Annotated in this window: 21 protein-coding genes and 2 tRNA genes; 16 read left to right on the top strand and 7 right to left on the bottom strand. The window is 43.7% G+C overall.

Features of this window, described 5'->3' with window-relative positions:
- Positions 1-50: 50 nt before the first annotated feature.
- The 3 genes from LAY57_RS10945 to LAY57_RS10935 form a co-directional block, all read right to left on the bottom strand.
- Positions 51-404, bottom strand: a complete 354-nt coding sequence (locus LAY57_RS10945; RefSeq protein WP_249066454.1) for a DUF1257 domain-containing protein — start codon at positions 402-404, stop codon at positions 51-53.
- Positions 405-544: 140 nt separating this feature from the next.
- Positions 545-2,068, bottom strand: coding sequence for a stress-responsive protein Ycf46 (gene ycf46 / locus LAY57_RS10940; RefSeq protein WP_249066453.1), 1,524 nt, complete (start codon positions 2,066-2,068; stop codon positions 545-547).
- A gap of 92 nt (positions 2,069-2,160) precedes the next feature.
- On the bottom strand, positions 2,161-2,508 hold the full coding sequence (locus LAY57_RS10935; protein ID WP_249066502.1) for a slr0373 family blue light stress response protein: 348 nt from the start codon (positions 2,506-2,508) through the stop codon (positions 2,161-2,163).
- A gap of 178 nt (positions 2,509-2,686) precedes the next feature.
- Here LAY57_RS10935 and LAY57_RS10930 point away from each other — a divergent pair.
- The 4 genes from LAY57_RS10930 (at position 2,687) to LAY57_RS10915 (ending at position 7,308) form a co-directional block, all read left to right on the top strand.
- Positions 2,687-2,758: transfer RNA gene (locus tag LAY57_RS10930), tRNA-Cys, on the top strand.
- A 197-nt stretch (positions 2,759-2,955) separates the two neighbouring features.
- Positions 2,956-3,204 carry a hypothetical protein gene (locus tag LAY57_RS10925; RefSeq protein ID WP_249066452.1) on the top strand — a complete coding sequence of 83 codons (249 nt, stop codon included), beginning with the start codon at positions 2,956-2,958 and terminating at the stop codon, positions 3,202-3,204.
- Between the two features lie 221 nt (positions 3,205-3,425).
- A complete protein-coding gene (locus LAY57_RS10920) occupies positions 3,426-6,620 on the top strand; it encodes an HsdM family class I SAM-dependent methyltransferase (RefSeq protein WP_249066451.1) in 3,195 nt (1,064 codons plus the stop codon).
- The gene (locus tag LAY57_RS10915) at positions 6,613-7,308 is read left to right on the top strand and encodes a hypothetical protein (RefSeq protein WP_249066450.1); all 696 of its coding nucleotides are present in this window, start codon (positions 6,613-6,615) and stop codon (positions 7,306-7,308) included. The genes LAY57_RS10920 and LAY57_RS10915 overlap by 8 nt, the downstream gene beginning before the upstream one ends.
- A gap of 319 nt (positions 7,309-7,627) precedes the next feature.
- Here the strand turns inward: LAY57_RS10915 and LAY57_RS10905 are convergent, their stop codons facing one another.
- Both LAY57_RS10905 and purM read right to left on the bottom strand, forming a co-directional pair.
- Positions 7,628-7,774, bottom strand: a complete 147-nt coding sequence (locus LAY57_RS10905; protein ID WP_249066501.1) for a Mu transposase C-terminal domain-containing protein — start codon at positions 7,772-7,774, stop codon at positions 7,628-7,630.
- Positions 7,775-8,061: 287 nt separating this feature from the next.
- The gene (gene purM, locus LAY57_RS10900; protein ID WP_249066448.1) at positions 8,062-9,090 is read right to left on the bottom strand and encodes a phosphoribosylformylglycinamidine cyclo-ligase; all 1,029 of its coding nucleotides are present in this window, start codon (positions 9,088-9,090) and stop codon (positions 8,062-8,064) included.
- Between the two features lie 191 nt (positions 9,091-9,281).
- Between purM and LAY57_RS10895 the strand changes: the two genes are divergently transcribed.
- Both LAY57_RS10895 and LAY57_RS10890 read left to right on the top strand, forming a co-directional pair.
- Positions 9,282-11,954 carry a chloride channel protein gene (locus LAY57_RS10895; RefSeq protein WP_249066447.1) on the top strand — a complete coding sequence of 891 codons (2,673 nt, stop codon included), beginning with the start codon at positions 9,282-9,284 and terminating at the stop codon, positions 11,952-11,954.
- A gap of 300 nt (positions 11,955-12,254) precedes the next feature.
- Positions 12,255-13,097, top strand: coding sequence for a DUF4114 domain-containing protein (locus LAY57_RS10890; protein ID WP_249066446.1), 843 nt, complete (start codon positions 12,255-12,257; stop codon positions 13,095-13,097).
- A 218-nt stretch (positions 13,098-13,315) separates the two neighbouring features.
- On the opposite strand, the gene LAY57_RS10885 is transcribed toward LAY57_RS10890, so the two are convergent.
- The gene (locus LAY57_RS10885; RefSeq protein WP_249066445.1) at positions 13,316-14,449 is read right to left on the bottom strand and encodes a cob(I)yrinic acid a,c-diamide adenosyltransferase; all 1,134 of its coding nucleotides are present in this window, start codon (positions 14,447-14,449) and stop codon (positions 13,316-13,318) included.
- Between the two features lie 168 nt (positions 14,450-14,617).
- On the opposite strand from LAY57_RS10885, the gene fraC reads away from it, so the two are divergent.
- The 4 genes from fraC (at position 14,618) to LAY57_RS10865 (ending at position 18,721) form a co-directional block, all read left to right on the top strand.
- Positions 14,618-15,169 carry a filament integrity protein FraC gene (fraC, locus tag LAY57_RS10880; RefSeq protein WP_249066444.1) on the top strand — a complete coding sequence of 184 codons (552 nt, stop codon included), beginning with the start codon at positions 14,618-14,620 and terminating at the stop codon, positions 15,167-15,169.
- A gap of 18 nt (positions 15,170-15,187) precedes the next feature.
- Positions 15,188-16,273 carry a DUF5357 family protein gene (locus tag LAY57_RS10875; protein ID WP_249066443.1) on the top strand — a complete coding sequence of 362 codons (1,086 nt, stop codon included), beginning with the start codon at positions 15,188-15,190 and terminating at the stop codon, positions 16,271-16,273.
- Positions 16,274-16,314: 41 nt separating this feature from the next.
- The gene (locus tag LAY57_RS10870) at positions 16,315-17,094 is read left to right on the top strand and encodes an ABC transporter permease (RefSeq protein WP_249066442.1); all 780 of its coding nucleotides are present in this window, start codon (positions 16,315-16,317) and stop codon (positions 17,092-17,094) included.
- Between the two features lie 253 nt (positions 17,095-17,347).
- Positions 17,348-18,721: a sensor histidine kinase gene (locus LAY57_RS10865; protein ID WP_338022391.1), complete on the top strand. Its 1,374-nt coding sequence runs from the start codon at positions 17,348-17,350 to the stop codon at positions 18,719-18,721.
- A gap of 44 nt (positions 18,722-18,765) precedes the next feature.
- On the opposite strand, the gene LAY57_RS10860 is transcribed toward LAY57_RS10865, so the two are convergent.
- Positions 18,766-18,838 (bottom strand) — tRNA-His (locus LAY57_RS10860).
- Positions 18,839-18,948: 110 nt separating this feature from the next.
- Between LAY57_RS10860 and LAY57_RS10855 the strand changes: the two genes are divergently transcribed.
- The 6 genes from LAY57_RS10855 to LAY57_RS10830 all read left to right on the top strand — a co-directional run bounded on the left by LAY57_RS10855 (position 18,949) and on the right by LAY57_RS10830 (position 23,696).
- Positions 18,949-19,329 (top strand): DUF4359 domain-containing protein, encoded by a 381-nt coding sequence (locus LAY57_RS10855; protein ID WP_249066441.1) that lies wholly within the window; start codon positions 18,949-18,951, stop codon positions 19,327-19,329.
- Between the two features lie 26 nt (positions 19,330-19,355).
- Entirely contained in the window at positions 19,356-20,774 is a 1,419-nt protein-coding gene (locus LAY57_RS10850) for a serine/threonine-protein kinase (protein ID WP_249066440.1), read from the top strand.
- Between the two features lie 256 nt (positions 20,775-21,030).
- On the top strand, positions 21,031-21,588 hold the full coding sequence (gene dpsA / locus LAY57_RS10845; RefSeq protein ID WP_249066439.1) for a DNA starvation/stress protection protein DpsA: 558 nt from the start codon (positions 21,031-21,033) through the stop codon (positions 21,586-21,588).
- Between the two features lie 133 nt (positions 21,589-21,721).
- Positions 21,722-22,066 carry a hypothetical protein gene (locus LAY57_RS10840; protein WP_249066438.1) on the top strand — a complete coding sequence of 115 codons (345 nt, stop codon included), beginning with the start codon at positions 21,722-21,724 and terminating at the stop codon, positions 22,064-22,066.
- A 326-nt stretch (positions 22,067-22,392) separates the two neighbouring features.
- Positions 22,393-23,352, top strand: coding sequence for a hypothetical protein (locus tag LAY57_RS10835; RefSeq protein ID WP_249066437.1), 960 nt, complete (start codon positions 22,393-22,395; stop codon positions 23,350-23,352).
- Positions 23,352-23,696: a hypothetical protein gene (locus LAY57_RS10830; RefSeq protein ID WP_249066436.1), complete on the top strand. Its 345-nt coding sequence runs from the start codon at positions 23,352-23,354 to the stop codon at positions 23,694-23,696. Before LAY57_RS10835 ends, LAY57_RS10830 begins: the two co-directional genes overlap by 1 nt.
- Positions 23,697-24,037 lie beyond the last annotated feature (341 nt).

The raw sequence follows: 24,037 nt of genomic DNA, 5'->3' as shown, positions 1-24,037 counted from the left end.
GGCTAACCTCCTGTCGATTAACCCGTGAGCTTGGGAACGCAACAGAGCAATTATTTTTGCACTACCAACTTAACGTTGGCGTTTTGCAAACCGCGCTGCTTCACTTCAGCCAGAGTCTTGTTAACCGCGTACTTCTGATTGATGGAATTAATCAGCTCGGTCTGGTTGTGCTTCTTAGCGACACCCCACAGGTCAGCAATCAGGTCGAAAGACCCATCGCTATTGCGAGACCAGCCCAAATCGTATTCGCCTTCCAGAACTGCAACCAAGTCAGCCCGAACTCGTTGGCCGTTGTATCCACGCACATCGGCATTGCTCTTGACGCTGATGCCCAGGTCGCGCAGAGAAGCCTTGAGGATTTCGGATTCGGTGATTTTGGTACGCAGTGTGCTAAAGTGAGACATTGGGATTTCCTCCTAGAGAAGTTACAAACAAACAACAACGTTTTTGTGACGATCGAGCCGCGTATGAGAGCGATCGCGGCATTCTCTTAACCCGCTAGCAAAAGCTAGCCTTTCCTCCTGTTGGGAGCAGGAGAAAGCTTTTAAAACTCCATTCGCTGATATTCTGCGACGGAGGATGCAGCTGGTCTAGCACGCTGTCTGGCCCAATCTCGCAAGGCCGTTACCTGTTCTGTCATTGTTCTAGACAGCGGCTGTGTCGCTTTAATTGCGGCAATAATATCCAACTGGGTGAATTCTCGTTCTTGAGCAAAGGCTTCGTACATCGAAGCAATTAATCCCTGCTCAATTTCTGCTCCAGAGAAACCATCGGAGACTTTAGCTAATTGTTCTAGGTCGAAGCGAGCTACATCTCGGCGTCGCTTACCTATGTGAATCTTAAAGATCTCCTGGCGTTCTTCGGGAGTAGGCAAATCTACGAAGAAAATCTCATCAAAGCGACCCTTCCTCAAAAATTCCCCAGGTAGGCGTTCCACTCGGTTTGCTGTCGCCATCACAAATACTGGTGAGGTTTTCTCTTGCATCCATGTGAGGAAGGAGCCGAATATGCGGCTAGAAGTGCCTCCATCAGAGTCGGCTGAGCCAGTGCTACCCGCAAAAGCTTTGTCCAACTCATCAATGAATAAGATCACTGGGGAAATAGATTCTGCCGTTTTTAAAGCATTTCTGAGATTGGCCTCTGAGCGACCTACCATTGAGCCGTCATACACGCGGCCCATGTCCAATCGCAAAAGTGGCAGACCCCAAAGGCGGGAAGTAGTCTTAGCAATCAAGGACTTGCCGCAACCCGGTACACCCAGGATTAGCATCCCCTTTGGCTGAGGCAGACCATACTCTCTGGCTCGCTCTGTAAAAGCATTGGAGCGTTGTTTGAGCCATCGTTTCAGCTCTTCTAAGCCACCGATCGAATCAATCGTTTCGTCTTCCTCAATATATTCCAGAATACCGTTGCGACGGATTAACTGTTTTTTCTCGGAAAGTATGATGTCTACTTCTGATTCGGTCAGGCGGCCATTGGTGACCTGTGCTTTACGGTACACCTTTTCTGCTTCATCCTTCGTCAGCCCCAGGGCTGCTCTCAGGAGTTTTTCCCGCGCTTCTGTCGTCAGTCTACGCGCACGACTGGGATCTAAATGCTGCGTCAACACCTGATTGAGCTCTGCCATGTCCGGCAGCGCGAAGTCCAGAACTACAACTTCCTTCTCCAGTTCAATCGGAATGGTTTGCACCGGGGACATCAGGATGATGGTTTTTTGGGTGCCTTTGAAGCTGGCGATCGCATCCCTTAACCATCGCGTCGTTGCTGGAGACTCGATAAATGGATGCAGATCCTTGAAGATGAAAATACTAGAATCTCGCTGAGGGTCTTTCTGTCGGTTCATCACCCACTCAATCGCTGCTTCCGGCGAAACGGTATTGTGCTGGGTAACGTGGCGCGGTTGGCCATACTCGACCATTCCGTGAGTCACCGTCCACACAAACACCCGTCGCGGGGGTTTCATTTGAGCGATTGTCGCTATTGCCTGCTCTGCCCGCTCTTCCTCGGATGTCACGAGGTAGATCAGAGGATATTGAGCTTGAATCAGAACGCTGAGTTCTTCTTTCATTTCGCCACGACCTACTATCGACCGAATGGAGACGGTGCAGACCTTGCTAGAATTTTTCTCAATAGTTGTCTGCTGGGATCGAGTTTGCGACTTTAGCAGGGAACCAACTCTTGCTCTTCCTGTTGATCGGTTCCAGATGTTACTGTCACCTTTTCAACCGAAAGTTCTTCTTCTGCAAGTACACCGGGCTGTTTGTTTAGGGAAACTAAATCTCCCTGTTGGATTACGACGGAACCCTTACACTCCGGACAACTGTAAACTCGATGCGTTTGCCCGTAGGATGCCTCTATCTCGTCTATCACTTCTGGGTGAGTTAGGTAGAAGATAATGGCTCGTTCGGCAATCGATGACATCGGCTCTGAGTCAATTGCGGCTCGAATCTTGAGTTGACGATGCAGCTCTGGTGAAAGATACAACGTAACCTTTTGTTTATCTTGCATATGACTCATCAGTCGTTCTACCCGGGTATGTATATCACCTTATCGATTAGATAGCCCGCTGTCAAGACATTAAAACGCTTTGACTGCATTATTGTTACATTTATTTACATTGTGAGATTTGTTTGGATCTAGCTTTTCAAGGAGAGGGAAATTTGTTATATTGGTATTCCTGAGTTACGGCGGTATAGCCAAGTGGTAAGGCAGAGGTCTGCAAAACCTTTATCCCCCAGTTCAAATCTGGGTACCGCCTTTAAAGTTGTATAATGTCAAGTTATTTGTCCGTGTTGACAGATTATTGTCAACACGGACAAGTCCATCGGGCGGCGGAGATAGCGGGCTGTACGTTACTTCAGTCGCAGTATTGGCGTTGTTGTCCCTGCGATCGCGGAAACGGGGACGGGGAGGAGTATTTACTACTCTGAGGGAAATTTGCTGGAATTAGGGGCGATGGTTTATTGGCGTTTTACCTTTGAGGTGGCACGGGAGGTGCTGAAGACGCTTAAGGAGCAGTATCCGGGGCTTTTGAGCGATCGAGCGCCAAAGCGGTTAATTTTTGTCAAAGAATCACAGGAAGGAGCGGCTAAGTTGGTAGAGTTCGATGGGGAGAAGGTAGTAGCAGCTTGGGCTGAGGGTAAGTTTGTTGTGCCGGTGTGGTTGGATGTGATTTATGGGCGATCGCGTGAGAGGGTGAAGTAGTAGAGCGCGATCGCTCCAAGTGGTAGAGTTTGAGAGGGAGAGTGCGATCGCTTACGTAGTGGAAGGTAAGCCTGTGATTCCAGTGTGGTTGGATATTATTTATCAAAGGTTAATTAGTAGATTGGGAGATTAATACTAAAGTCGCACGATATTGTATATTGTGATTATCAGTGTGATGGTTGAAATGTGAAACTATACTTTAATGCAGCGTAAAAAACGGAATGTCACAGTCTGGACTACTTGAACTAGCACATGAAAAGCTTCACTGGCCAACTCCACAAGAAATTTTGGAGCCATCTGGTGCTGGTCCAAGTGTTTATGCACGAATCGCTAGGGAAAAATTAGGTAGAACTATCAGCAAACTTTCAGGTGGTGATGGTGTGCAAATAGGCGTGCTGTCGGCAAATCCTCAAGGTGACTCGACAGAAACACCTATTGCTCTGGTGTGTGACTTTCCCACAGAAATATCAGAAGAAACACTGAGGAAAACTTATCAACTTGCTTGGAGTTTTTCTCGTACACCATCACTAATTACAACAGAACCTAATCGCTTAAGAATTTGGACGTGCTACGAAGAACCTCCAAAAGAAGATGATATTATCAATCCTGTAGTTAACGTTTCTAAACGGGAAATAGAGTCATTTAATCAGGTGTCTCTTTCAGGTCAAGCTGCTGAAACTTTGCGGTTACACTGGGCTGATTTAGTATCAGGTCAATTTTTTCAAGAACATAGCCAGCGATTTCAACGAAAACAAGCCGCTGACCAGATGCTATTGAAAAATCTGAAAAGTGTTAGGAAAATACTTCAAAAAAATGAACTTGATGATGATACAATTCATGATTTATTAGCAAGAATTATTTTCATTCAATTCCTTTTTGACCGTCAAGAAGCTGAAGGTAATCCTGCTTTAAATGAAAATTTACTAGATCATTTATATAGAATTGGGGAATTATCGGCTAAATACTCTCATTTAGCTGACATATTAAGAAATCATAGAGATACTTATAAATTTTTTCGTTGGCTTAATAGCAAGTTCAATGGTGATTTATTCCCAGGTAAAGGAGCTACCAAAGAAGAACGTGAAGCAGAATGGCAAACAGAAGAACAAAAAGTTAAAGGAACTCACTTAAATATACTGGCTTATTTTGTTAGTGGTCATGTAGACATTGAAACTGGACAATTAAGTTTATGGCCATACTACCATTTTGACGTTATACCTTTGGAGTTTATTAGCAGTATATATGAGGAGTTTGTTAGTAAAGAATCTGGCACAGGAGTTCATTACACACCAGAACATATAGTTGATTTTGTCCTAGATGGTGTTTTACCTTGGGATAGTCAAGAATGGGATATCAAGATTCTTGATCCTGCTTGTGGTTCAGGAATTTTTCTGGTTAAAGCATTTCAGCGTTTAATTCATAGATGGGAACAAGCTCATCCAAAAACAATTCAGCCAAGTGATTTAAAAAATTTACTAGAAAATAATTTATTTGGTGTTGATGTAGATGCTCAAGCAGTAAGAGTAGCATCTTTTAGTCTTTATTTAACCATGCTAGATAAAGTTGAACCTCAAGATTATTGGGAGAATGAGTTTCGCTTTCCTAGATTACGTCAACGTCAATTAATTGCTGCTGATTTTTTTGAAGAAGAAAAAGAAGGTTTTCGTTCTGTTCAGGATGCTGGTAAATATGATTTAGTCGTAGGTAATGCACCTTGGGGTAAAAATACTATAAAGAAATCTTTATACATAGATTCTTGGAAGAATAGACCTGAAAATCGGAATAAATGGAATACATCTTATGGTAATATTGCTCTTTTCTTTCTACCAAAAGCTGCTTCTTTAACCAAATCTGGTGGACAGGTCGCAATGATGCAACCAGCAATGGCTTTGATTTTTAATCAAAATAAACCTGCTAGGAAATTCCGTAAAACTCTCTTTTCAGAGTTCAAAATTGAAGAGATAGTTAATTTGTCAGCATTGCGTTTTGGACTTTTCAAAGATGCTATTTCTCCAGCTTGTGTTATCACAATGTCAGTCACACATCCTGACGGTGAACCTTTAACATACATCTGTCCAAAACCATTAATGACTAATGAGGATGACTATCATATAGTAATTGAGCCACACAATGTTAATACAATTTACCCACAAGAGGCGATCGCAGATCCATTAGTTTGGACAGCTTTAATGTGGGGAGGGAGACGTGATCTATCCTTGGTCAGAAGATTGAATCAAGAATTAAGTATTGACAAACTTGAATCCCGTAGCATTGCTAAGACCCGTCAAGGAGTAAAAAGAGGTAATAGAAGAAAATTACAAAATGATGTAGTGAATAAACGAATTTTGAAATCAACCAAATTTCCGAACCAAAGTTTTCTTTACCTAAACGCTAAAATACTTCCTATAAATAATGATCCATACATTGACTCTGGTACTGGTTTAAGTAGCCTATCTGCATTTCAATTGCCACAAATGATTGTAAAGCAAAGTTGGCAGAAAAAAAGCGGTAGATTTTGTTCAGCAATAGTTAATCCTAATAGTACAAATCAAGGAATTATCTGCTCTGAAAGTTATGTGAGCATACATATTCCTGAAGAGTATACTTCACTATTGAATGCTGCTTGTCTAGTATACAACAGTAAGTTAGCTGTCTACTATCTACTGCTTTCAAGTGGTTCATTTTCTGGATATATTCCTAAAGTTAATGTAGATGATTTACTGCGTGTGCCAATACCTGAATTATCGGTAGGAGATTTGCAGAATATAAAAACAATTGATGATATAGATGCGCGCATACGACAAGCTTTTGAATTTAAAGATAGTGAATGGGTGCTAATTAATGATCTATTTAATTACACTGTGCCAGATTTTAAAGGAGATGGTGCTTCTCCAGGACGCAAAAGAACTCACCGTATAGATAATAGTCAATCTCAGAATAATACTGAACCTGAACTTACGGCATATTGTGAGTATTTTTTGCGAGTTCTTAAAGCAGGATTTGGACAAGATAAACAAGTTTGTGCCACCATATTTCAGGAACAAACTAAGACTCTTCTTCCTGTCCGTTTAGTTGCAATTTATCTTAATAGACCTAACTGTAAAGGAGTATATATCGAACCTATTGACTCCCCTGATTTACTGGAACGCTTGGAGAACCTAAATCAGTTGTATCTGGAAAGAGGAAATATAGAAGACGGCGGCATCTTTTATCAGTGTGTTGCCAGGATTTATGATTCTGTAGAATTGAATGGAGTAAAAATTCCTACTATTTATTTAATCAAACCTGACAAAGTTCGTTATTGGACTCGCTCTATGGCTTTAAGAGATGCTGATGAAGTAGCCGCAGATATTATGACATGGCGGACAACATTTGATATAGAATCAGATGTTATGGAGGAGTTGTATAGTGGCTAGAAAAGGAAACATTTTTAATAAGAGATATCCAATTACAGGTAATTTTGTGGAATTAGCAAAAGTATGGAATCCTGATGCAATATCAATTTTGATAAAACTTGTTTGGGAAGGCTATGATTTGCTGGTTTCTGAGTTTTTATCACAAATTAATTTTGATGGAAATGAGGAGCAGTTAGAAAGGAGCATCACTCAATCTCTTGAGCGCAGAATTCGCAAAAATATGACGGGGGATGAGCCATTTGATGTTCAACATGAAGTCTATGAAATAGAAAGTAGTCAATCAGCACAAGCGCAACCACCACAATATGATATTGCATTTTATCTAATCTCTAATGAGAGGATTATCTGGCCTTTAGAAGCTAAGGTTTTGAAAACAGATGGGGCAGTAGGTGAATATATAAAAGAGATAAATGAAAATTTTATAACTTGCCGATATGCACCATTTTCTAGTCAAGGAGGAATGCTAGGTTATCTTTTTTCTGGTGATTCAAACAAAGCTTTTACCAATATTGCAAGCAAAGTACCATGCACATTAAGCGAGCATCCAGATTTTCCAAACCGTGACCACAAAACCTCAGATCACCAGCGGGTAGTTCCATCAGGAAAATCATATCCTGCTGAATTTCGTTGTCACCATTTACTATTAAAAATAATTGCTTCAGTTCCTACTAATACATCTTCAGTATAGATCCAAAACTCGCAATTACTTAATCAGTATCTATACTAAATTAGCTAAGTTTAGCTTGTAAAGTAATTGCAAAATAACTTCATCTAAATTGGTAGATATATCAGCAAGCCAAATTTATTCTTTTAATATTTCTATAGGCTTCTGATACTTTAACATCTCAGCAAATGTCATAAAACAGCTCTGACACTACCCATCCACCCAAAGCGCCGGCACCTTAAATCTCGCCCCACACTTGGGACACTCAGAGAGCAACCTCAACCCATGCCGATCGCACCCCGTTGTTGTCTTAAACTGCCACTCAATCTTATGGCAAGGGGACTCAGCATAACAAGCCCCACACAGCCGAATCGGTTCCAACTTCATCCCCACTTTCCCCGGCGTAACCTGCCAAATATTCACCACGATACATCAAGTTTTCAAATTGTAAGTAGCCACCCCTTTGAATCGTTCGCCTAGACTGCTTCATTAAGTAGATATCCAAAATCTCTTTCTGCAATTAAAGGTGGCACAGCTAGCAGACCAGATTCCCACCGTTGAAACCTTGTTCGGTCGCCCATACGAGCATCAATTCGTTGGTTGTAGTTGTCAACGATATAACGGACTAAATACTGCTCTAACTGTCGTAGCGTCAGGCAAGCTGATTTTTCCGCATCTTCTGGTCTTTTTTGTACATTTGACCCCGTATATCCTGGCTATTGTCCCACTCTCCCACTCCCCCCTTGATTTGACCAGGTTTGATTGGCAACAGCATCATTAATCTGGTAGGCCGAGGACGCCACCCTCTCCAGCGATCGCGTGACCGATCGCAAAAGCGGGTATATTATGGGACGAAAACCAGTTGATAGCTTGACTAGCTTCGTCTGGTGGCACCAACAACATATATCCAATTCCCATGTTGAAAGTGTTAAACATAGCATTTGGACTAACCTCACCAGCGGCAGCTATCCAGTCAAAAATAGGTGGAAGCGGCCAAGTGCTAGTGTCAATCTGGATAGATTGGCCTTCAGCCAGACAGCGGGGTAAATTTTCTGGCAATCCCCCACCAGTTACATGAGCCATACCATGAATTTGAAGACCGGCGGTGAGTGCGGCGAGAACCGGCTTAACGTAAATTTGAGTAGGCGTCAGCAAAACTTCCCCTAAGCTTTGGCCCCCCAACAATTCTGGACGATCGGTCCAGCTTAATTTATAGCGATCGACAATTTTGCGAATCAAACTAAAACCGTTACTGTGGACACCAGAAGAAGCTAGCCCGATCGCAATATCCCCAACTTGCACCTGAGATCGATCGAGCAGCTGACTCCTTTCTACAATGCCTACACAAAACCCAGCTAGATCGTACACACCCGCTGGATAAAATCCAGGCATTTCAGCCGTCTCGCCTCCCAACAGCGTACAGCCAGCCAGCTGACATCCCTCAGAAATACCGGCAACCACTTGGGTCAGTTCCGCTTGATTGAGTTCCCCAGTAGCTAAATAGTCCAGAAAAAACAGAGGTTCTGCCCCGGATGTCAGAACATCGTTCACACACATCGCCACCAAATCAATCCCAACTGTATTATGACGGTTGAGGTCATGAGCCAGTTTTAGCTTCGTGCCAACGCCATCTGTACCTGAAACCAAAACAGGTTCCTTAAACCCCCCCGGCAACTGAAAGTAACCGCTGAAGCCACCCAGTCCGCCGATCACTTCAGGTCTATGGGTGCGATGCACCAAGTTGCGGATTTGCTCCACAAAAGCACGACCCGCTTCAACATCAACACCTGCTTCTCGATAATCCATAACTAAAGCTCTAGCCCGCTACGCCACCGTGTACTTAACTGCATATCACTGCACGATGTATTCTACCCGCTAGGGGCTAGGGGAATTTCAGATTTTAGATTTTAGATTTAGGACTTACGCTTTTCCCCCCCCTCTTCCCTAGCCCCTAGCCCCTAGCCCCTAGCCCCTCTTCCCTAGACCCTCATAAAATTATGCCCACTATCCCGAAGCGCCTACGGCAGATATTGCGGCCCAGACGACGACTGGCGATCGCAGAAGCTTGCTTAATTGGTTTAGTTGCAGGTTTGGCATCAGTCTTGCTGAAAGTTGGGGTGGGTACATTGGGAACCATGAGGGTTCAGATCTCCTCCAATTACCCGCCCTACTTAGTACTACCGGCGATCGGACTTTGCTTTGGTTTCGCAGCGGGCTTACTGGTAGAACGCCTAGCACCGGAAGCGGCAGGTTCCGGTATTCCTAACGTCAAAGCTGCACTCGCTGGAGTGCCCATAGAACTTTCTTGGCGGGTCGCATTTGTAAAGTTAGTCAGCAGCACGATCGCGCTGGGTTCGGGCCTAACAGTAGGGCGGCAAGGGCCAACCGTACAGGTGGGGGCTGCATTGGCGGCTCAACTCAGTCGCTGGCTTCCCACTTCCCCGGATCACCGACGCCAGATGATTGCTGCTGGTGCGGGTGCTGGATTGGCTGCTGCTTTCAACGCACCTCTAGCAGGTGTCCTGTTTGTGGTAGAAGAACTTTTACACGATGTCTCTGGCTTCACCCTTGGCACTGCTATCTTGGCTTCCTTTATCGGTGCGGTAGTTTCCCGGCTGTTAGGCGGTCGCAGCCTAAATCTCAATTCTTCCCAAAGCTTCGGCCCAGACCTGGGTTCTACTGCGGTTCAAATTAGCTTTTCTATGCCAGAGATTCCCTGTTATTTGGTGTTGGGAATATTGGCTGGTATCTTTGGGGCGCTGTTTTGTCGCGGTATTTTTGTCAGTCTGGCTTTCTACAAACGTACTATCCGTATAGGGTTGCCTTGGCGAATCGGGCTGGCAGGGCTGGTTTCTGGAATGGCGATCGCGCTTTTGCCGGATAGCTTTCGGGATAACACGGGACTGCGAGAGTTTTTGCTCAACGGCGATGCTACTTGGCAGATGGCGGCGATCGCTTTTGCAGCTCAGTTCATTTTAACGCTAATTGCCTTTGGCTCCTTAGCACCGGGAGGATTGTTCGCTCCCTCTTTAATTTTGGGGTCGGCTTTGGGTTATCTGGTGGGACTTCTAGCAAGCCATTTCCTGGGATTGGGTACACCAATTACCTATGCGTTAGCGGGAATGGGAGCCTTTTTTAGCGCGGTTTCCAAGGTGCCGATTACAGCGATCGTGATCGTGTTTGAGATGACAACCAATTTCGATCTGGTGCTACCGTTAATGATTGCCTCGGTGACCTCTTATTTAGTCGCTGAAATGATCGCGCCCAGATCTCTTTATGACCAATTGCTGGAGTGGAATGGCATTTATTTAGACAAAGAAACGCCCAAAGGAGGAATTTTAGGAGAGATCAAAGCGCTAGATGTGATGCAGCGACGGGTGGAGACTCTAAGTAGCCAAATGATTCTCGATGAAGTTGTGCAGGCATTCTCCCGTTCTCATCATCGTGGCTTTCCGGTGGTAGACGATGGCAAGCTGATTGGCATTGTCACTCAGACAGACCTTGCCAAAATGGGTCAACTTCAGTTATCGGGGAATACACCACTGTCAAAAATTATGACGGCGCAACCAGTGACGATCGGCCCGAAAGCTTCTTTGGCAGATGTACTTTATCTTTTAAATCGATATCAACTCAGCCGATTACCAGTGATTGAAGGTCGAAAGCTGATTGGAATTATTACTCGTGCCGATATTATTCGGGCAGAGGCAGACCAAATGGAAGGTAAGGGGATAGCCTCTAGGCCGGAAATATCTTATGTAGTGTATCAAACGCGATCGCCCGCTGTGGGGAAAGGACGTTTGCTGGTGCCTCTGGCTAATCCCCAAACGGCACCATCGCTGCTACGATTGGCAGGTGCTATTGCTCTGAATCGGGACTATGAATTAGAGTGTCTCCAAGTAATGCTGGCACCCCGCCACAGTTCTCCATCCGAAACATCTGTGCGGACTGCCAAAAGCCGTCGTTTACTGCGTCAGGCGGAAATTTTGGGACGTCAGTTGGGGTTGTCGGTTCATACGCAGGTAAGGGTTGCCCACGATGCGGCTCAGGCGATTTTGGAAACAATTAAACAAGAACATATAGATTTGATTGTAATGGGCTGGAATGCGGAGCCGCCTACCCCTGGCCGCATCTTCGGCAGTGTGGTTGATACAATCATCCGCCAAGCTTCTTGCGACGTGATACTGGTGAAATTGGGAGGGGAGCGGGAGAGTGGGGGAGTGGGAGAGTGGGGAAGTCCTGGAATGGGAGAAAGTATACATAGAAACTCTCCTCTCGAATGGAATCGGTGGCTGGTGCCGATGGCTGGTGGCCCGAATGCTCAACAAGCAATTCAACTGTTACCTGCTTTGTGTAGTTTGTCCGATCGCAGTGAAATCAGACTTACTCAAGTTTTTCTACCTTCTCAAACTCTATCAAATACTGATGAGCTAGAACAAGCCGCTCATTTTCTGCGCCGCAAAATCAGATGTCCCGTAATTATTGCACCTGTTTGCGGGCGTTCTGTCCCGGAGGCTGCGATCGATTTGGCCGAGAAGGAACAATGCGATGTGATTGTTTTGGGTGCCAGTCGGGAGGGGATGTTGCAGCAGGCGATTAGAGGAAATATTCCAGAAGCGATCGCTCGCGGTTGCAATTGCACAGTCATTTTAGTGCGGAGTGCGATCGCCTAGTCTGGGTAAAGTCGATCGGTAAAGTAGTGCTAGTATAAATACGGTGAGGTTAATCTAAATAGGAGAGAGCGAACCAGATACACGCATAAAAACGTAGGCAATAACAGTTTTGACTTATAAATATATGGTCAAGCGTTCCGTATAATCTGGGTGTTCGCTCCGAAAAAGGTCTATTTCGTTTTGATTCTTAGTTAAAGCACTTGATTTTACTGATGTGGGATCTACGGTGATGGCGTTTGCCGAATCAGAATAAGTGCGATCGCCATGTTCCAAATTTCGTTTAAAAAACCAGAGGAAGTTATGAAAAAATTCTTGACTCAGACGGCAGCAATAGCGTGTATCGCTCTAGGCACAACGATCTCTTCCGGCGCTTCAGCGGGAGCCGTTAGTTTCGGTACTTCTTCCGATGGGCCAGGTAAATCGCTCCAAGAGCAGTTGAACAACCTCACTAAAAGTGGGCCAAACATCGATACAGTAGGAGGTCAAACAGGTTACGATCTGTTCACGAACACTGCCAGTGGCGGATCTGTAGCCACCTTCATGTTCGAGATTGCAGGTTTTGCCTCCACTAATAAGTTCGGGATATACAATTCAAGCGGCGTCAAAGCTCAACTTTTTGGCGGCGCTAATGATGTGTCGGATCAAGCTTTGGTGAGCTACAACGACGGCGACCTCTCGGTGATCACCAAGGGTTTTTTACCAGGTTACACGGGAAACCTTACTTCGGCAGACTATGAGGACTTTGGCAACGTTTTCGGTTTTTACTTAGAAAGACAAGACGGCCAAGTTTTCTATACTGAGAATGGCCGCAACCAGAACGGCTCTCAACAGGCTGTGGTTTATCAGGGCAACAATCAGACTAAACTTCAGATTCCCGGTAAGAGCGCGGGGACATTTACAGATAACGAGTTTATCATTGCTTTTGAGGATTTGTTGCGTGTAGGTGGTAATTCCGACAGCGACTTTAATGACTTGGTGGTTATGGTAGAATCTGTCGAGCCGACGAAGGTGCCCGAACCAGATACGGTGAGCGGTCTGTTAGTATTTGGCTTGTGCGGTATCGGTTTAATGTTGAAACGTCAACGCCAACAAAATGCCAAGCTGACGCTTTTGGCTGTGCCAAATAAAAGTAACGACGCTTGAGCTAGAAAAGGCAATTTTTTAGTTCATGAAGCGAACTAAAATCTCCCTGGCTTGCAGCCAGGGATTTTTTTAGTTTATAACCCAAAACTATAGCAACCGCCAGGGCGATTAAGCCAACTCCAACTGTTACATGAAGTCCATAATCCCTTACGGAGTAACCTCTTCCCTCTTCCCTCTTCCCTAGCCCCTAGCCCCTAGCCCCTAGTCCCTAGCTATAATTAAAAATCTACTCCTCGTTTGAGTTCTACGCCTTTATCGGCATAGTGCTTGTGACAAATCATTTCGGAGTGAACGCTAGCGAGGTCAAAATAAGCAGGCGTATTGAGGCATCGACCTGTGATAATTATTTCGGTATCGCGGGGTTTACGCAGGAGTGCTTGTACGATCGGTTCTTGGGGTAGTAGTTCTAAGTCAACGGTGGGATTGAGTTCATCGAGGATAATGGTTTTGTATAGACCGGAGGCGATCGCAGTTCTGGCAATTTCCCAGCCTCGTTCTGCTTCTACATAGTCTATCTCTCGCTGCTGTCCGCGCCAAACGATCGCATCCCCTCCACACCGTTGATGATCGACTAAATTGGGGTAGCTTTGCTGCAAGGCGGCGATCGCAGCATCTTCTGTATAGCCAGAGCCACCTTTAAGCCATTGTAAGATTAAAACGCGGTGTGACCGATCCTGACTAATGCCTCTGCCGATCGCCTGCAAGGCTTTACCCAAGGCGCTTGTAGATTTTCCTTTACCTGCACCAGTATAAATTTCTATACCCTCGATTCCTTGTTCTATGGCGATTGGATGGTAGTGGGGTTTCATTTCCGAATGCAAATCTGCGATCGCAAGCAGTGCTGGCGGTGCTGCTCTACCTGTGGCGATGATTTCCAACTCCTCTGGTTTATGCTTTAGGGTATGGATAACTTCATCGACTGGTAGCAAACCTAAGTCTAGCAGTGGGTTGAGTTCGTCTAAGACGATGACTGAATACAAGCCGGAAGCGATCGCACCTTTTGCTACGTCCCAACCTCGTTGCGCTTCTAGTCTGTCAAAGCGGACAATTTCATCAGGCCCGAAAAATTCGGCTCTTCCTGTGCGAACTTGGTCTATTAGATGGGGAAAGCCTTGCTGTAACGCTGCGATCGCTCCATCTTCATCATATATTCGTCCTGGGCCTTTGAGAAAACGCAGTAGCAATACTCTATTGTGCGTTTTTGCATTAATACCTAGCCCGATCGATCGCAAAACCACCCCCAAAGCTGCTCTGGATTTTCCTTTACCTACGCCATCGTAGACGTGGATTTGTCCGACTATACGTTCCAAACGCATCTGAGCCGTGCGAATGCCTATTCCGGTTCTAGTCATATTTTCAGTAGTCGAGCCTATGGTGAATAAGTACTATATAGATAATGATGTCATTGATTACGTGAAAATGACAGTCCAAACAATTTTAGATTTGAGATTTATTAAATTGGCAATCTAAAATCTAAAATTTTAAATTACCCCAAATCCTTTTGATTTCAAGGAGCATTTATGCTGGTAACTGTGTTGCCTTTGCGGGCAATTATGTTCCAAATTTTATTTTTGCTGATTGCGATCGCTGTAGAAGCATTTATTATCCAAAAAAGAATGATTATACCCCGTAAAATTAGCATAGAGTATTCAGCATCTCTTAACTTAATTTCTACCATAGTCGGTTGGTTAATTTTCTTTTGTTTTCACCCATTACTTCCATTAGATTGGCAAAAGAAATTGATAATTTTTATTCTGTTTGGTAATTTCGCTACCTCATCAGGATTACCGTTAATTATAATGTTTTTTGATTTATGGTTATTCAGCTTATTAATATTTTTATTAATTATTTTAATTGAATTTATAGTCCTAGAGCTTTTAATGAACTTAAACTCAATCAGTAAAAATGACGAAGCAATTATTTTTAACTCTGATTCTGGTAGAAAAAATACTGTTAAACGAGAAAATATTGACCATTATCTTGAGCGCAACAAATCAAAAAGCCTTCTTATAGCTAATGTTTATAGTCAAACATTAATATTAATTGTTTCTTTTTTAATCCAAAAGATATAGGAGGTTAGCGGTGTGATCATGAAACAAATCATCAATTTTTTAATATTTATTATAAAATTAGTCAAACCCCCTCAATTATTTTCGTGGAAAACCGGAATTTTAATTAGCTTTTTGATTTGGGTAATAGCCTTGTTTGCAGCGGGAGAATTAAAAAATATCCTGGCTTTTTTGAGTTGGCTATTTTTAATTATAGGCACTGTTTGGTTCGCGGTAGAAAACCCTCTCATGGTAAGTGGCATTTCTATAAGTTCCTGGCTCCCAGGCGGATTGATATGTATTTTTATGTTTGGTAGTTTGAGCAATCAAATACCTTCGATTGCTTTAGTAATTTGGCCAACAGCGTCAGGAGCGATCGCGGTTATGCGTGAATTTGTACAACCTGGAGCAAAATTTAAAATTCCGCCGCTACGAGTTTCCCAAAAACTGATAATTTTGTTTTTAAGTCACGTCCTCATTAGTTGTTGGTTGCAATTTAACTTCTTTATTCAAAATTGGTTAGAGCGTTATCCAAGTTTACTGGCGGATGATTTTAGTAAAAGTACTTTTGTAGTAAAAATAGAAGTTTTATCCAAGGCAAATTCAAGAGGGGCAGTAATTTTAAACTCAATGGAGTCACTGCTGAAAACTCAGATCGATGAAAAACCTTGGTCTGAAGTAGAAAAATGGAGAATGAATGCTTCTAAAAAGATCCAAATACTGGGAGAACAAGCTAAGAAACAACTTCCTAGTGTTGAAGAAAATGCTATTTGGAAGTTTGGCGAGGTGTTTTTGCCAAGCAATTCAGGCTATAATCTAGAATTGTTAGTCAAGTGGCAAGGTCTGGGTTCTATGTCTGATGGGTATCATCTAAAGAAATCCTGTAAGATTATCCCAGTTAGCAGACTTGAGCCTACCCGACCAGAAAGGCTGCGTACCGCGTTCCGTCAGCAACGGAAGGATATCAGAAGAACAAAATCTCGTTTTGTTAGGCGCGGAGGTTCTCCCGCAACTGCTGCAATTACACCAGCAGAGTTAGCAGCGCCGTCGCCAGTGACTCTGAGTCAGGTAAAATGCGGGCCGGTGAGCGATCGCATAAACGGACAGCCTAAAACCGCAAAGCCATAGTAATATAATTTTAAACCTAAAGCTGAAAATCTAAAATTGATATGAGTCTGGGTAGAATATTGGTCATTGCGACTCATGTGTTTAGAGAAGTAATTCGCGATCGCGTCCTCTATTTAGTTGGCTTATTTGCCATTTTGTTTATTGCTGCGGCAGCGCTATTACCCCAAGTAGCAGCCAGCACAGAAGCCAAAATTACTCTCGATCTAGGTCTGGCAGGCATTGGTTTATTTGGCTTAATCGTCGTTATATTTGTCGGCACCGGACTGGTTAACAAAGAGATTGAAAAGCGGACGGTGCTAGTATTAATGGCAAAACCAGTCAGTCGCGCAGAATTCATTATTGGCAAACATCTGGGATTATCGGCAGTACTGGCAGCACTGCTAGGTTCGATGACAGTAATTTATGTGGTAGTTCTGCTTCTCAATGGTATTTCTTTCCCGTTCTGGAGTATTTTAATCGCAGTTTTCTACCTGTTCGTCGAATTGTCTTTACTCACCGCTGTAGCAATTCTATTTGGTGTATTTACCAGTTCGCTACTAGCCACTTTCCTCACCTTGGCAATCTATGTGATGGGACACCTGAGTCCAGATATAGTCAAGTTGGGTCAAATATCCAAAAACCCCAATATTGAGAGTTTGACGCGAGCAATTTATCTGGTATTGCCAGATTTATCACGACTCGATTTGAAAAATGAGGCAGTTTATGGTATACAACTACTGCCTCATCCAGGAGTCCTGGCGATCGATCTTATCTATGGATTGGTTTATATTGTCCTGTTGTTAGCGATCGCTATCCTCGTTTTCTCGCGGCGTCAGTTTTAACTTTGAATGAGAGGTTAGCGCCGAGGCGATATCTATATGACAAGGAACTTTACAAAGCTAAGGAGCGACAGAGAAATCAATACTGTGGGTATATAACCCTCTTCTCTACTAGCGTCCCAACAGGTATATTTTCTGTCAAGGGAACTGTTAAATGGGGGTGAATAAGTATATATTATCAATCAGATAAGCATTTATAACATAAGGTGCTAATTATATTGTTGAGGCTGGTAGTGCTAGGGGCGTTTGCTCCATCGTGCCGAGTTCATTAGCATTTTTGGAGATAACTTTTGGCAACATGAATCCCGATCGGACAGATACTTCAAAAGAAAACATTTTGGTGGTCGATGATACACCTGATAACTTACGTCTTTTGTCCGCTATGCTGAGCGAACAGGGGTACACAGTTCGCAAAGCCTTAAATGGTCAGATGGCTTTAACTGCGTGTAAAACACTCTTACCAGATCTAATTTTACTAGATGTGATGATGCCTGGGATGGATGGCTATCAAGTTTGTCAAAAGCTGAAAGCCGATGACAAAACTCGCGGGGTTCCGGTGATTTTTATTAGCGCCCTTAATGATGCTCTAGATAAAGTAAAGGCTTTTGATGTTGGGGGAGTTGACTATATTACTAAACCTTTTCAATTGGCGGAAGTTTTATCGCGAATTGGAAATCAGATTAAAGTGCGATCGCTACAAATTAAACTTCAGGAAAAAAATATCTTGCTGGAACAGACTCTGAGCGAACTAAAGAGCGCTCAAATCCAACTCATCCAAAATGAAAAAATGGTGGCGATGGGGCAGTTGGTAGCAGGAATTGCCCATGAAATTAACAATCCTGTTAATTTCATTTATGGCAATCTTACTTATGCGAGTCAATATATTGAAGATTTGGTGAATCTGATCGAAGTTTACCAAGAAGAATTTCCAAATTCTACACCAAAAATTAAGGAAATAATTAATGATATCGACTTAAATTTTTTACTGGAGGATGCACAAAACATTATGGGTGCAATGCACAGAGGGGCAGATCGCATCCAACAGATCGTTGTTTCTTTACGCAACTTCTCTAGACTTGACGAAGCTGAAGTGAAGCTAGTCAACATCCATGAAGGTATCGATAGCACAATCCTGATGTTGCAGCATAGACTTAAGCAAACAGAAATTCGTCCTGCGATCGAAGTAATCAAAGATTACGGAAAACTACCTTTAATAGCTTGTTATGTAAGTCAGATAAACCAGGTTTTCATGAACTTGTTGAATAATGCGATCGACGCCTTAGAACTTGGGTGTGGGGAATATACTCCGTTGACACCTCACACCCCTGACCCTAAACCCTGGATTAGGATTAGTACGGAACTGACAGACTTCGATACTGTCAGAATTCGGATTGCAGATAATGGCCCTGGTATTTCAGAGTCAGCCCGATCGCGTTTATTTGACCCATTTTTTACCACAAAGCCGGTGGGGAGCGGTATGGGATTGGGATTATCGATTAGTTATCAAATCGTCGTGCAAAAACATCACGGACAACTAAGGTGTTGTTCTTCACCGGGTCAAGGAGCAGAGTTTGCGATCGAAATTCCAGTGCATCAGACTATGCGATCGAGCTTTTCCGGGGGGTACTGAGACTTTCCCTAACCAAAGTATACGATTGCTTTTGACAATAAAAGGGCGAACGAGGGGACTTGAACCCCCGGATGGTGGAATCACAATCCACTGCCTTAACCACTTGGCTACGCCCGCCGTTGCATTAACTACTATAGCACTTATTTAGGAAAGAGATCCACAGGATTGGTTGGATTTACAGATTTTTCTCGGCTAACCTGGAATTTAGGCACCATTGAAGGTCGGCAATGAAAAGCTTAAATATTCTCAAATCTGTGGGCCTTGTGGCTCTGGCTGGGTTGGGACTGTCGATGGCTCTAGGCAATCCCAGTCAGTCTGACTACGAAGAGTACGCCCTGGCCCAGCTAACCGTATACTTAAAGAATAACGTCTGTACCGAAGCTCCGAAAGGTCTCAATAACTTTTTAGCGCGTCAATGCACCATACTGGTCGATACTGGGCGTCCTAAACTTAAACGGATCGTTGCCCAGAATACCTACCAGCTAAATTTTATATTTTTCAGCATTTATCGGACAGAATTGTCTATCAGCCCGTTTTTGCCTGCTTATCGGTTTGAAACCGTGGGAGCTTTTCAAAATTTCTATATTTATCAAGCCGAAATGCAATAATCTACTGCAAACTATATAACCAACCTATGAGTTACTGTGTCATCCCTGGATGCTTCAACCCCCAATCCCCAGACAATGCTCGATTTTGCCTGAGATGTGGCTCGCATTTGTTGCTACAAAACCGATATCGCCCGTTACAACCTATTGGCAAAGGGGGTTTTGGGAGAACTTTTTTAGCTGTTGATGAAGACGATCCTGCCAAGTTGCGTTGTGTAATTAAGCAGCTCTTTTTGGAGGGTCAAAACACTTTGGTTTTGAAAAAAGCGACGCAACTATTTCTCCAAGAAGCCGTGCGGCTAAAAGAGTTGGGCAAGCATCCCCAAATTCCAGCGCTACTTGCCCATTTTGAACAGCAAAAGCAACTTTATCTGATCCAGGAATTTATAGAAGGGCAAACATTACAGCAGGAGTCGCGGCAAAAAGGGGTTTTTGAAGAAACGCAGATTTGGGAATTGTTGGGAGATTTGCTGCCGGTGCTGAAGTTTGTCCACGACAATAAAGTGCTGCACCGGGATATCAAACCAGCAAATATTATGCGAAGAAAGATCGATCGCAAACTCGTTCTGATTGATTTTGGTGTTGCTAAACAGATTACCGATAGCGCCCTGTTTCGCACTGGTACTGCGGTGGGTAGCCCAGAATATATGTCTCCCGAACAATTGAAGGGCAAAGCTTTGCCTGCTAGCGATCTTTACAGTTTGGGGGTCACCTGCATTCACTTGCTGACCGGGGTTCCTCCCTTGGATTTGTTCGATCTCGTGGATAATCGCTGGGTGTGGCGAGATTTTTTACCTAGCGGTACGCAAGTGAGCGATCGCATGGGTCGAATTCTCGATAAACTGCTCAAAACTGCTCTTAGTCATCGCTATCAATCTGTTGGGGAAGTTTTGCAGGCAATAGCGGCACCTATTCCGTCTCCTCAGCCGCAAACACCCGCACCCAATCGCGTAAACTTTTTTACCAAACTATTACATCCCCAAGCTGCTAAACCGTCGGGGGGAAATCTAATTTCCGAAGCGGGGGTTGATTATGGCAAATTGCAACATTTCCTAGCTGTCGGTAAATGGGAACAGGCAGATCGGGAAACTTGGGCCTTGATGTGTCAAATATTGGGCAAGTCACCCAGCAGTTACGTACAGTGTGGCGATATTGACAAGTTGCCTTGTGAGGATTTGGAGATCATTGATCGATTGTGGGTAAAGTACAGTAAAGGGCGCTTTGGTTTGAGCGTGCAAAAGCAAATTTTTGAGCTTGTTGAGGAAGATTACGCTAAATTCTGCGATCGCATCGGGTGGCCCTCCCACGACGTTCGCACTCCTTACTTAAAATTTAGTTTATCAGCGCCCTTGGGACACCTGCCCTCCCGCAGTTGGGTTGGTGGATATCAGTGGTGGCGTCACGCCGCTATCATGGCGTCCAAGCTAGCCCAATGTCAAATTGCTTGAAACGAATATTGCTGGTTTGCTGATTCTTAACAAAATTTTTATTTGTTTGCTTACTGTGAATCGATCTCAACTGGCTTCCAGGCACAGCTATTGAGAATATTGTTACTTAATAGCTTGTTGAATCTCTAGCTTAATCTGTCATTAATTATTGAGAATTACTGTTATTAACTGGAAAACTCTATGTTGACTCAAAAGGTAATAGTGATAAATTTACAGTAGCTGCAACCGAGTCTCGTAAGAAAAAGAGAGGAAAACCATGACTCAAGCTCAAGGTTTGTTACGGTCTGCCGATCGGGTGTATGACAATGCAGTTTTGTTCGAGCAATCTGTAACTACACCGATCTGCGAAGGCTTCAACATTTCACTGGCTAGTTTTCAGGCGCTGTACCTGCAATACCAGAAGCATCATTTTGTAGTTGAAGGTGCCGAATTTTACTCGCTGCACAAATTCTTTGAAGACAGCTACGAAGAAGTACAAGGGCACGTGCATGAAATTGGCGAACGCTTGAATGGATTGGGAGGCGTTCCGGCAGCTAGTTTCACCAAACTAGCCGAGTTGTGCTGTTTCACTCCAGAAGCGGATGGCGTCTATACTTGCACAGAGATGGTGCAACACGATCTCGAAGCAGAACAAGCAATCATCAAGCTGATCCGCAGTCAAGCGGCACAAGCAGAAAGTTTAGGCGATCGGGCCACTCGTTATCTGTACGAAAAAATCCTCTACGAAACTGAAGATAGAGCATTTCATCTCGCTCACTTCCTCGCTCATGATAGCCTTACCCTGGGCTTTGTCCAAGCTCGTAACGGCAACTAGCTGATATGTCCGCTAGTCCAATGTTAGGGAAGCATTTCCACTAATTGCAGAACCTTAACTATTGCCAAACTGGGTGCCACCTGGCACTTTTTTTATGGGCTTTTTCGGCTGATTTTATACATAGAGAATACTTATGGCAAAATTACCAGAACCAACCACAACAATAATTTTTGAATTAGAGCGACGTATGTGGGATATCATCTATTATACAACATCAGCCAAATTAAATATATTCGATCGGTTTGGCGAGACAGGGGAAACGATTGAGCAACTAGAGGAACTCGATAATATTGTACGAAATACAAACGCTTTATCCTCTGGATTTGCCACGCTCCTGTTAAAAATAGCTCAAACTCAGCCGACGCTTAGTTCTGAGATTTTAAATTTAGTGGAACAAATAATAGAACAGGCAGAGGAGATTATATTTGCCACAGAAGGAAGCGTTCAAGAAATTATCAGAAATTGGAACTTACCATGAACAACGATCGAAAACGCAGATGCCTAAACAAGAGCGCAAAGATAATCTAAATATCCTGTCCGGTAGCATCGGTCACCTAAAAAATTACCCTTCTTATCTGCGTTCATCTGCGTTCATCTGTCTTCATCTGCGGTTAAATTTAACCAATGATTCCTACAGACAATGCCGATGTAACCGGATATGATATAACTAGGAAATTAAATGACGCGACAGAATAACTAAATTATCCTCGTGACTAGGTTCAACCTGGTCACCAAATTACTGTGGCTCTGCCTCTTGTTAAATATAATGCTATATATTTAAGTTAATCTAACTTGGGTAATTAGATGACGCGACAGCTTCACGACCAATTTGCTAAAGAATATCTGGAGGAATTATTAGCACCTTTGGGACAGGTGGAAACGAGTCGGGATGTATCGCCGGAAATCCGCCAAGTGGATGTTTGGTTTGTACCAACGGCGTCGCCTTCGACAGAAGCACAACTTTTGGGTTTGTTGGGACAAATGGCATCTTCTGCTTGTTCGTTTGAGCCTTTTCGGAATCAGCCCAAACCTGTTGACGTGCGTAACTGCTTGCTTAAATTGTATTCGCTGCACGGCGAACTTTTACGTAAGGCGCGACGAGAGAACGATTCTGTTTCGGAAGCGGAACTGCCAATTTTGTGGATTTTATCACCTACCTGTTCGGCAAATTTGCTGAATGGTTTTGGCGCAAAATTGGATAGTTCTGGAAATTGGGTTAAAGGTGTTTACTTTTTGCCAGAATATCAGAAAACGGCACTGGTAGCGATTAATCAGTTACCAAAGACGGAAGCAACTTTGTGGTTGCGAATTATGGGACGGCGCGAGACTCAAAAACAAGCAGTGCGGGAAATAGAAGCGCTACCCAGTAATCATCCTTTCCGAAAGAATATTCTGGAAATTGTTGGGAAGTGGTACATCAACTTGCAAATGAGTCAAAATTTAGATGAAGAGGACAGGGAAGTACTTATGAACTTATCACCAGCTTATCTGAAATGGCGGGAAGATACTTTACTGGAAGGTCTTCAACAAGGTCTTCAACAAGGTCTTCAACAAGGTCTTCAACAAGGTCTTCAACAAGGTCTTCAACAAGGTCAGATCCAAATGGTGGAAAATCTGCTAAGGGTTCGATTTGGTGCGCTGGATGAGGTGTTAGCTGGGGCGATACCTTCGATGTTGCGGCTACCATCAGAGGAGTTGATTCGTTTGTTGTTGACGCTTTCTCGCGAGGAGTTATTGGAACGGTTTGGAGGAGGGTCTAACTGATGTACAAGCACAACGACAAGCCAAATAGCAAGGAGGCGATGGACGCTTTTTGGCGCGAACAAGAAGAACTTATCAAGCGAGAAGGGCGAGATGCTGTAGTAAATCTATGGTTTAACGGTTGGGTAGCAGGATTGCATGAAGGAAGCTATCAGGGACAATCGGAAATAGTTAGCCTCGTACTCGAAGAACGTTTCGAGGCGATCGATATAGATGGATTATGCCGTATTGTCGATCCCCTGCTAGAGTTACCTGAAGCAGAAATGGCCCGTCTGATTCTTACCGCTTCTCGCGAGGAACTGTTGGAACGGTTTAAAAAGGAGATTCTAGATTATATCGATGTGTAGGAGAATTTCTGCGGTTTACGATCGAACATCGTCTGGGTAAGGGATAGGACGATCGCGTTATGTTAGAGCGCGATCGCTTCCCATCACGTCTAAGTGAGTGGTTGTCAAAAAAGCATTCGAGTCAAAAAATGTGATATTAAACCTAGTATACCAGGTTTACTTTGCTCGCATATAAGTATGGTAAAAACGCACTCAATGGGGTTTAATTAATTTAATAGTCGTCAGTTTAATTTATGAAAAAACAGCCATGACCATCTATTTTGAAGTTCTCCCTAAATTAGGTAATACAAATAGCTCAAAACAAATAGCAGTACTCTCTAAAGTATTGCCGTTATTAAAGA

The sequence above is a fragment of the Argonema antarcticum A004/B2 genome (assembly GCF_023333585.1).
Taxonomy (GTDB): domain Bacteria; phylum Cyanobacteriota; class Cyanobacteriia; order Cyanobacteriales; family Aerosakkonemataceae; genus Argonema; species Argonema antarcticum.
This window is presented reverse-complemented; position numbering and strand designations above follow the sequence as displayed.

Bases quoted from the DNA above. Each gene is read 5' to 3' on its own strand.
- LAY57_RS10945 (WP_249066454.1), bottom strand. From the start codon at position 404: ATGTCTCACTTTAGCACACTGCGTACCAAAATCACCGAATCCGAAATC.
- ycf46 (WP_249066453.1), bottom strand. From the start codon at position 2,068: ATGAAAGAAGAACTCAGCGTTCTGATTCAAGCTCAATATCCTCTGATC.
- LAY57_RS10935 (WP_249066502.1), bottom strand. From the start codon at position 2,508: ATGCAAGATAAACAAAAGGTTACGTTGTATCTTTCACCAGAGCTGCAT.
- LAY57_RS10925 (WP_249066452.1), top strand. From the start codon at position 2,956: ATGGTTTATTGGCGTTTTACCTTTGAGGTGGCACGGGAGGTGCTGAAG.
- LAY57_RS10920 (WP_249066451.1), top strand. From the start codon at position 3,426: ATGTCACAGTCTGGACTACTTGAACTAGCACATGAAAAGCTTCACTGG.
- LAY57_RS10905 (WP_249066501.1), bottom strand. From the start codon at position 7,774: ATGAAGCAGTCTAGGCGAACGATTCAAAGGGGTGGCTACTTACAATTT.
- purM (WP_249066448.1), bottom strand. From the start codon at position 9,090: ATGGATTATCGAGAAGCAGGTGTTGATGTTGAAGCGGGTCGTGCTTTT.
- LAY57_RS10895 (WP_249066447.1), top strand. From the start codon at position 9,282: ATGCCCACTATCCCGAAGCGCCTACGGCAGATATTGCGGCCCAGACGA.
- LAY57_RS10890 (WP_249066446.1), top strand. From the start codon at position 12,255: ATGAAAAAATTCTTGACTCAGACGGCAGCAATAGCGTGTATCGCTCTA.
- LAY57_RS10885 (WP_249066445.1), bottom strand. From the start codon at position 14,449: ATGACTAGAACCGGAATAGGCATTCGCACGGCTCAGATGCGTTTGGAA.
- fraC (WP_249066444.1), top strand. From the start codon at position 14,618: ATGCTGGTAACTGTGTTGCCTTTGCGGGCAATTATGTTCCAAATTTTA.
- LAY57_RS10875 (WP_249066443.1), top strand. From the start codon at position 15,188: ATGAAACAAATCATCAATTTTTTAATATTTATTATAAAATTAGTCAAA.
- LAY57_RS10870 (WP_249066442.1), top strand. From the start codon at position 16,315: ATGAGTCTGGGTAGAATATTGGTCATTGCGACTCATGTGTTTAGAGAA.
- LAY57_RS10855 (WP_249066441.1), top strand. From the start codon at position 18,949: ATGAAAAGCTTAAATATTCTCAAATCTGTGGGCCTTGTGGCTCTGGCT.
- LAY57_RS10850 (WP_249066440.1), top strand. From the start codon at position 19,356: ATGAGTTACTGTGTCATCCCTGGATGCTTCAACCCCCAATCCCCAGAC.
- dpsA (WP_249066439.1), top strand. From the start codon at position 21,031: ATGACTCAAGCTCAAGGTTTGTTACGGTCTGCCGATCGGGTGTATGAC.
- LAY57_RS10840 (WP_249066438.1), top strand. From the start codon at position 21,722: ATGGCAAAATTACCAGAACCAACCACAACAATAATTTTTGAATTAGAG.
- LAY57_RS10835 (WP_249066437.1), top strand. From the start codon at position 22,393: ATGACGCGACAGCTTCACGACCAATTTGCTAAAGAATATCTGGAGGAA.
- LAY57_RS10830 (WP_249066436.1), top strand. From the start codon at position 23,352: ATGTACAAGCACAACGACAAGCCAAATAGCAAGGAGGCGATGGACGCT.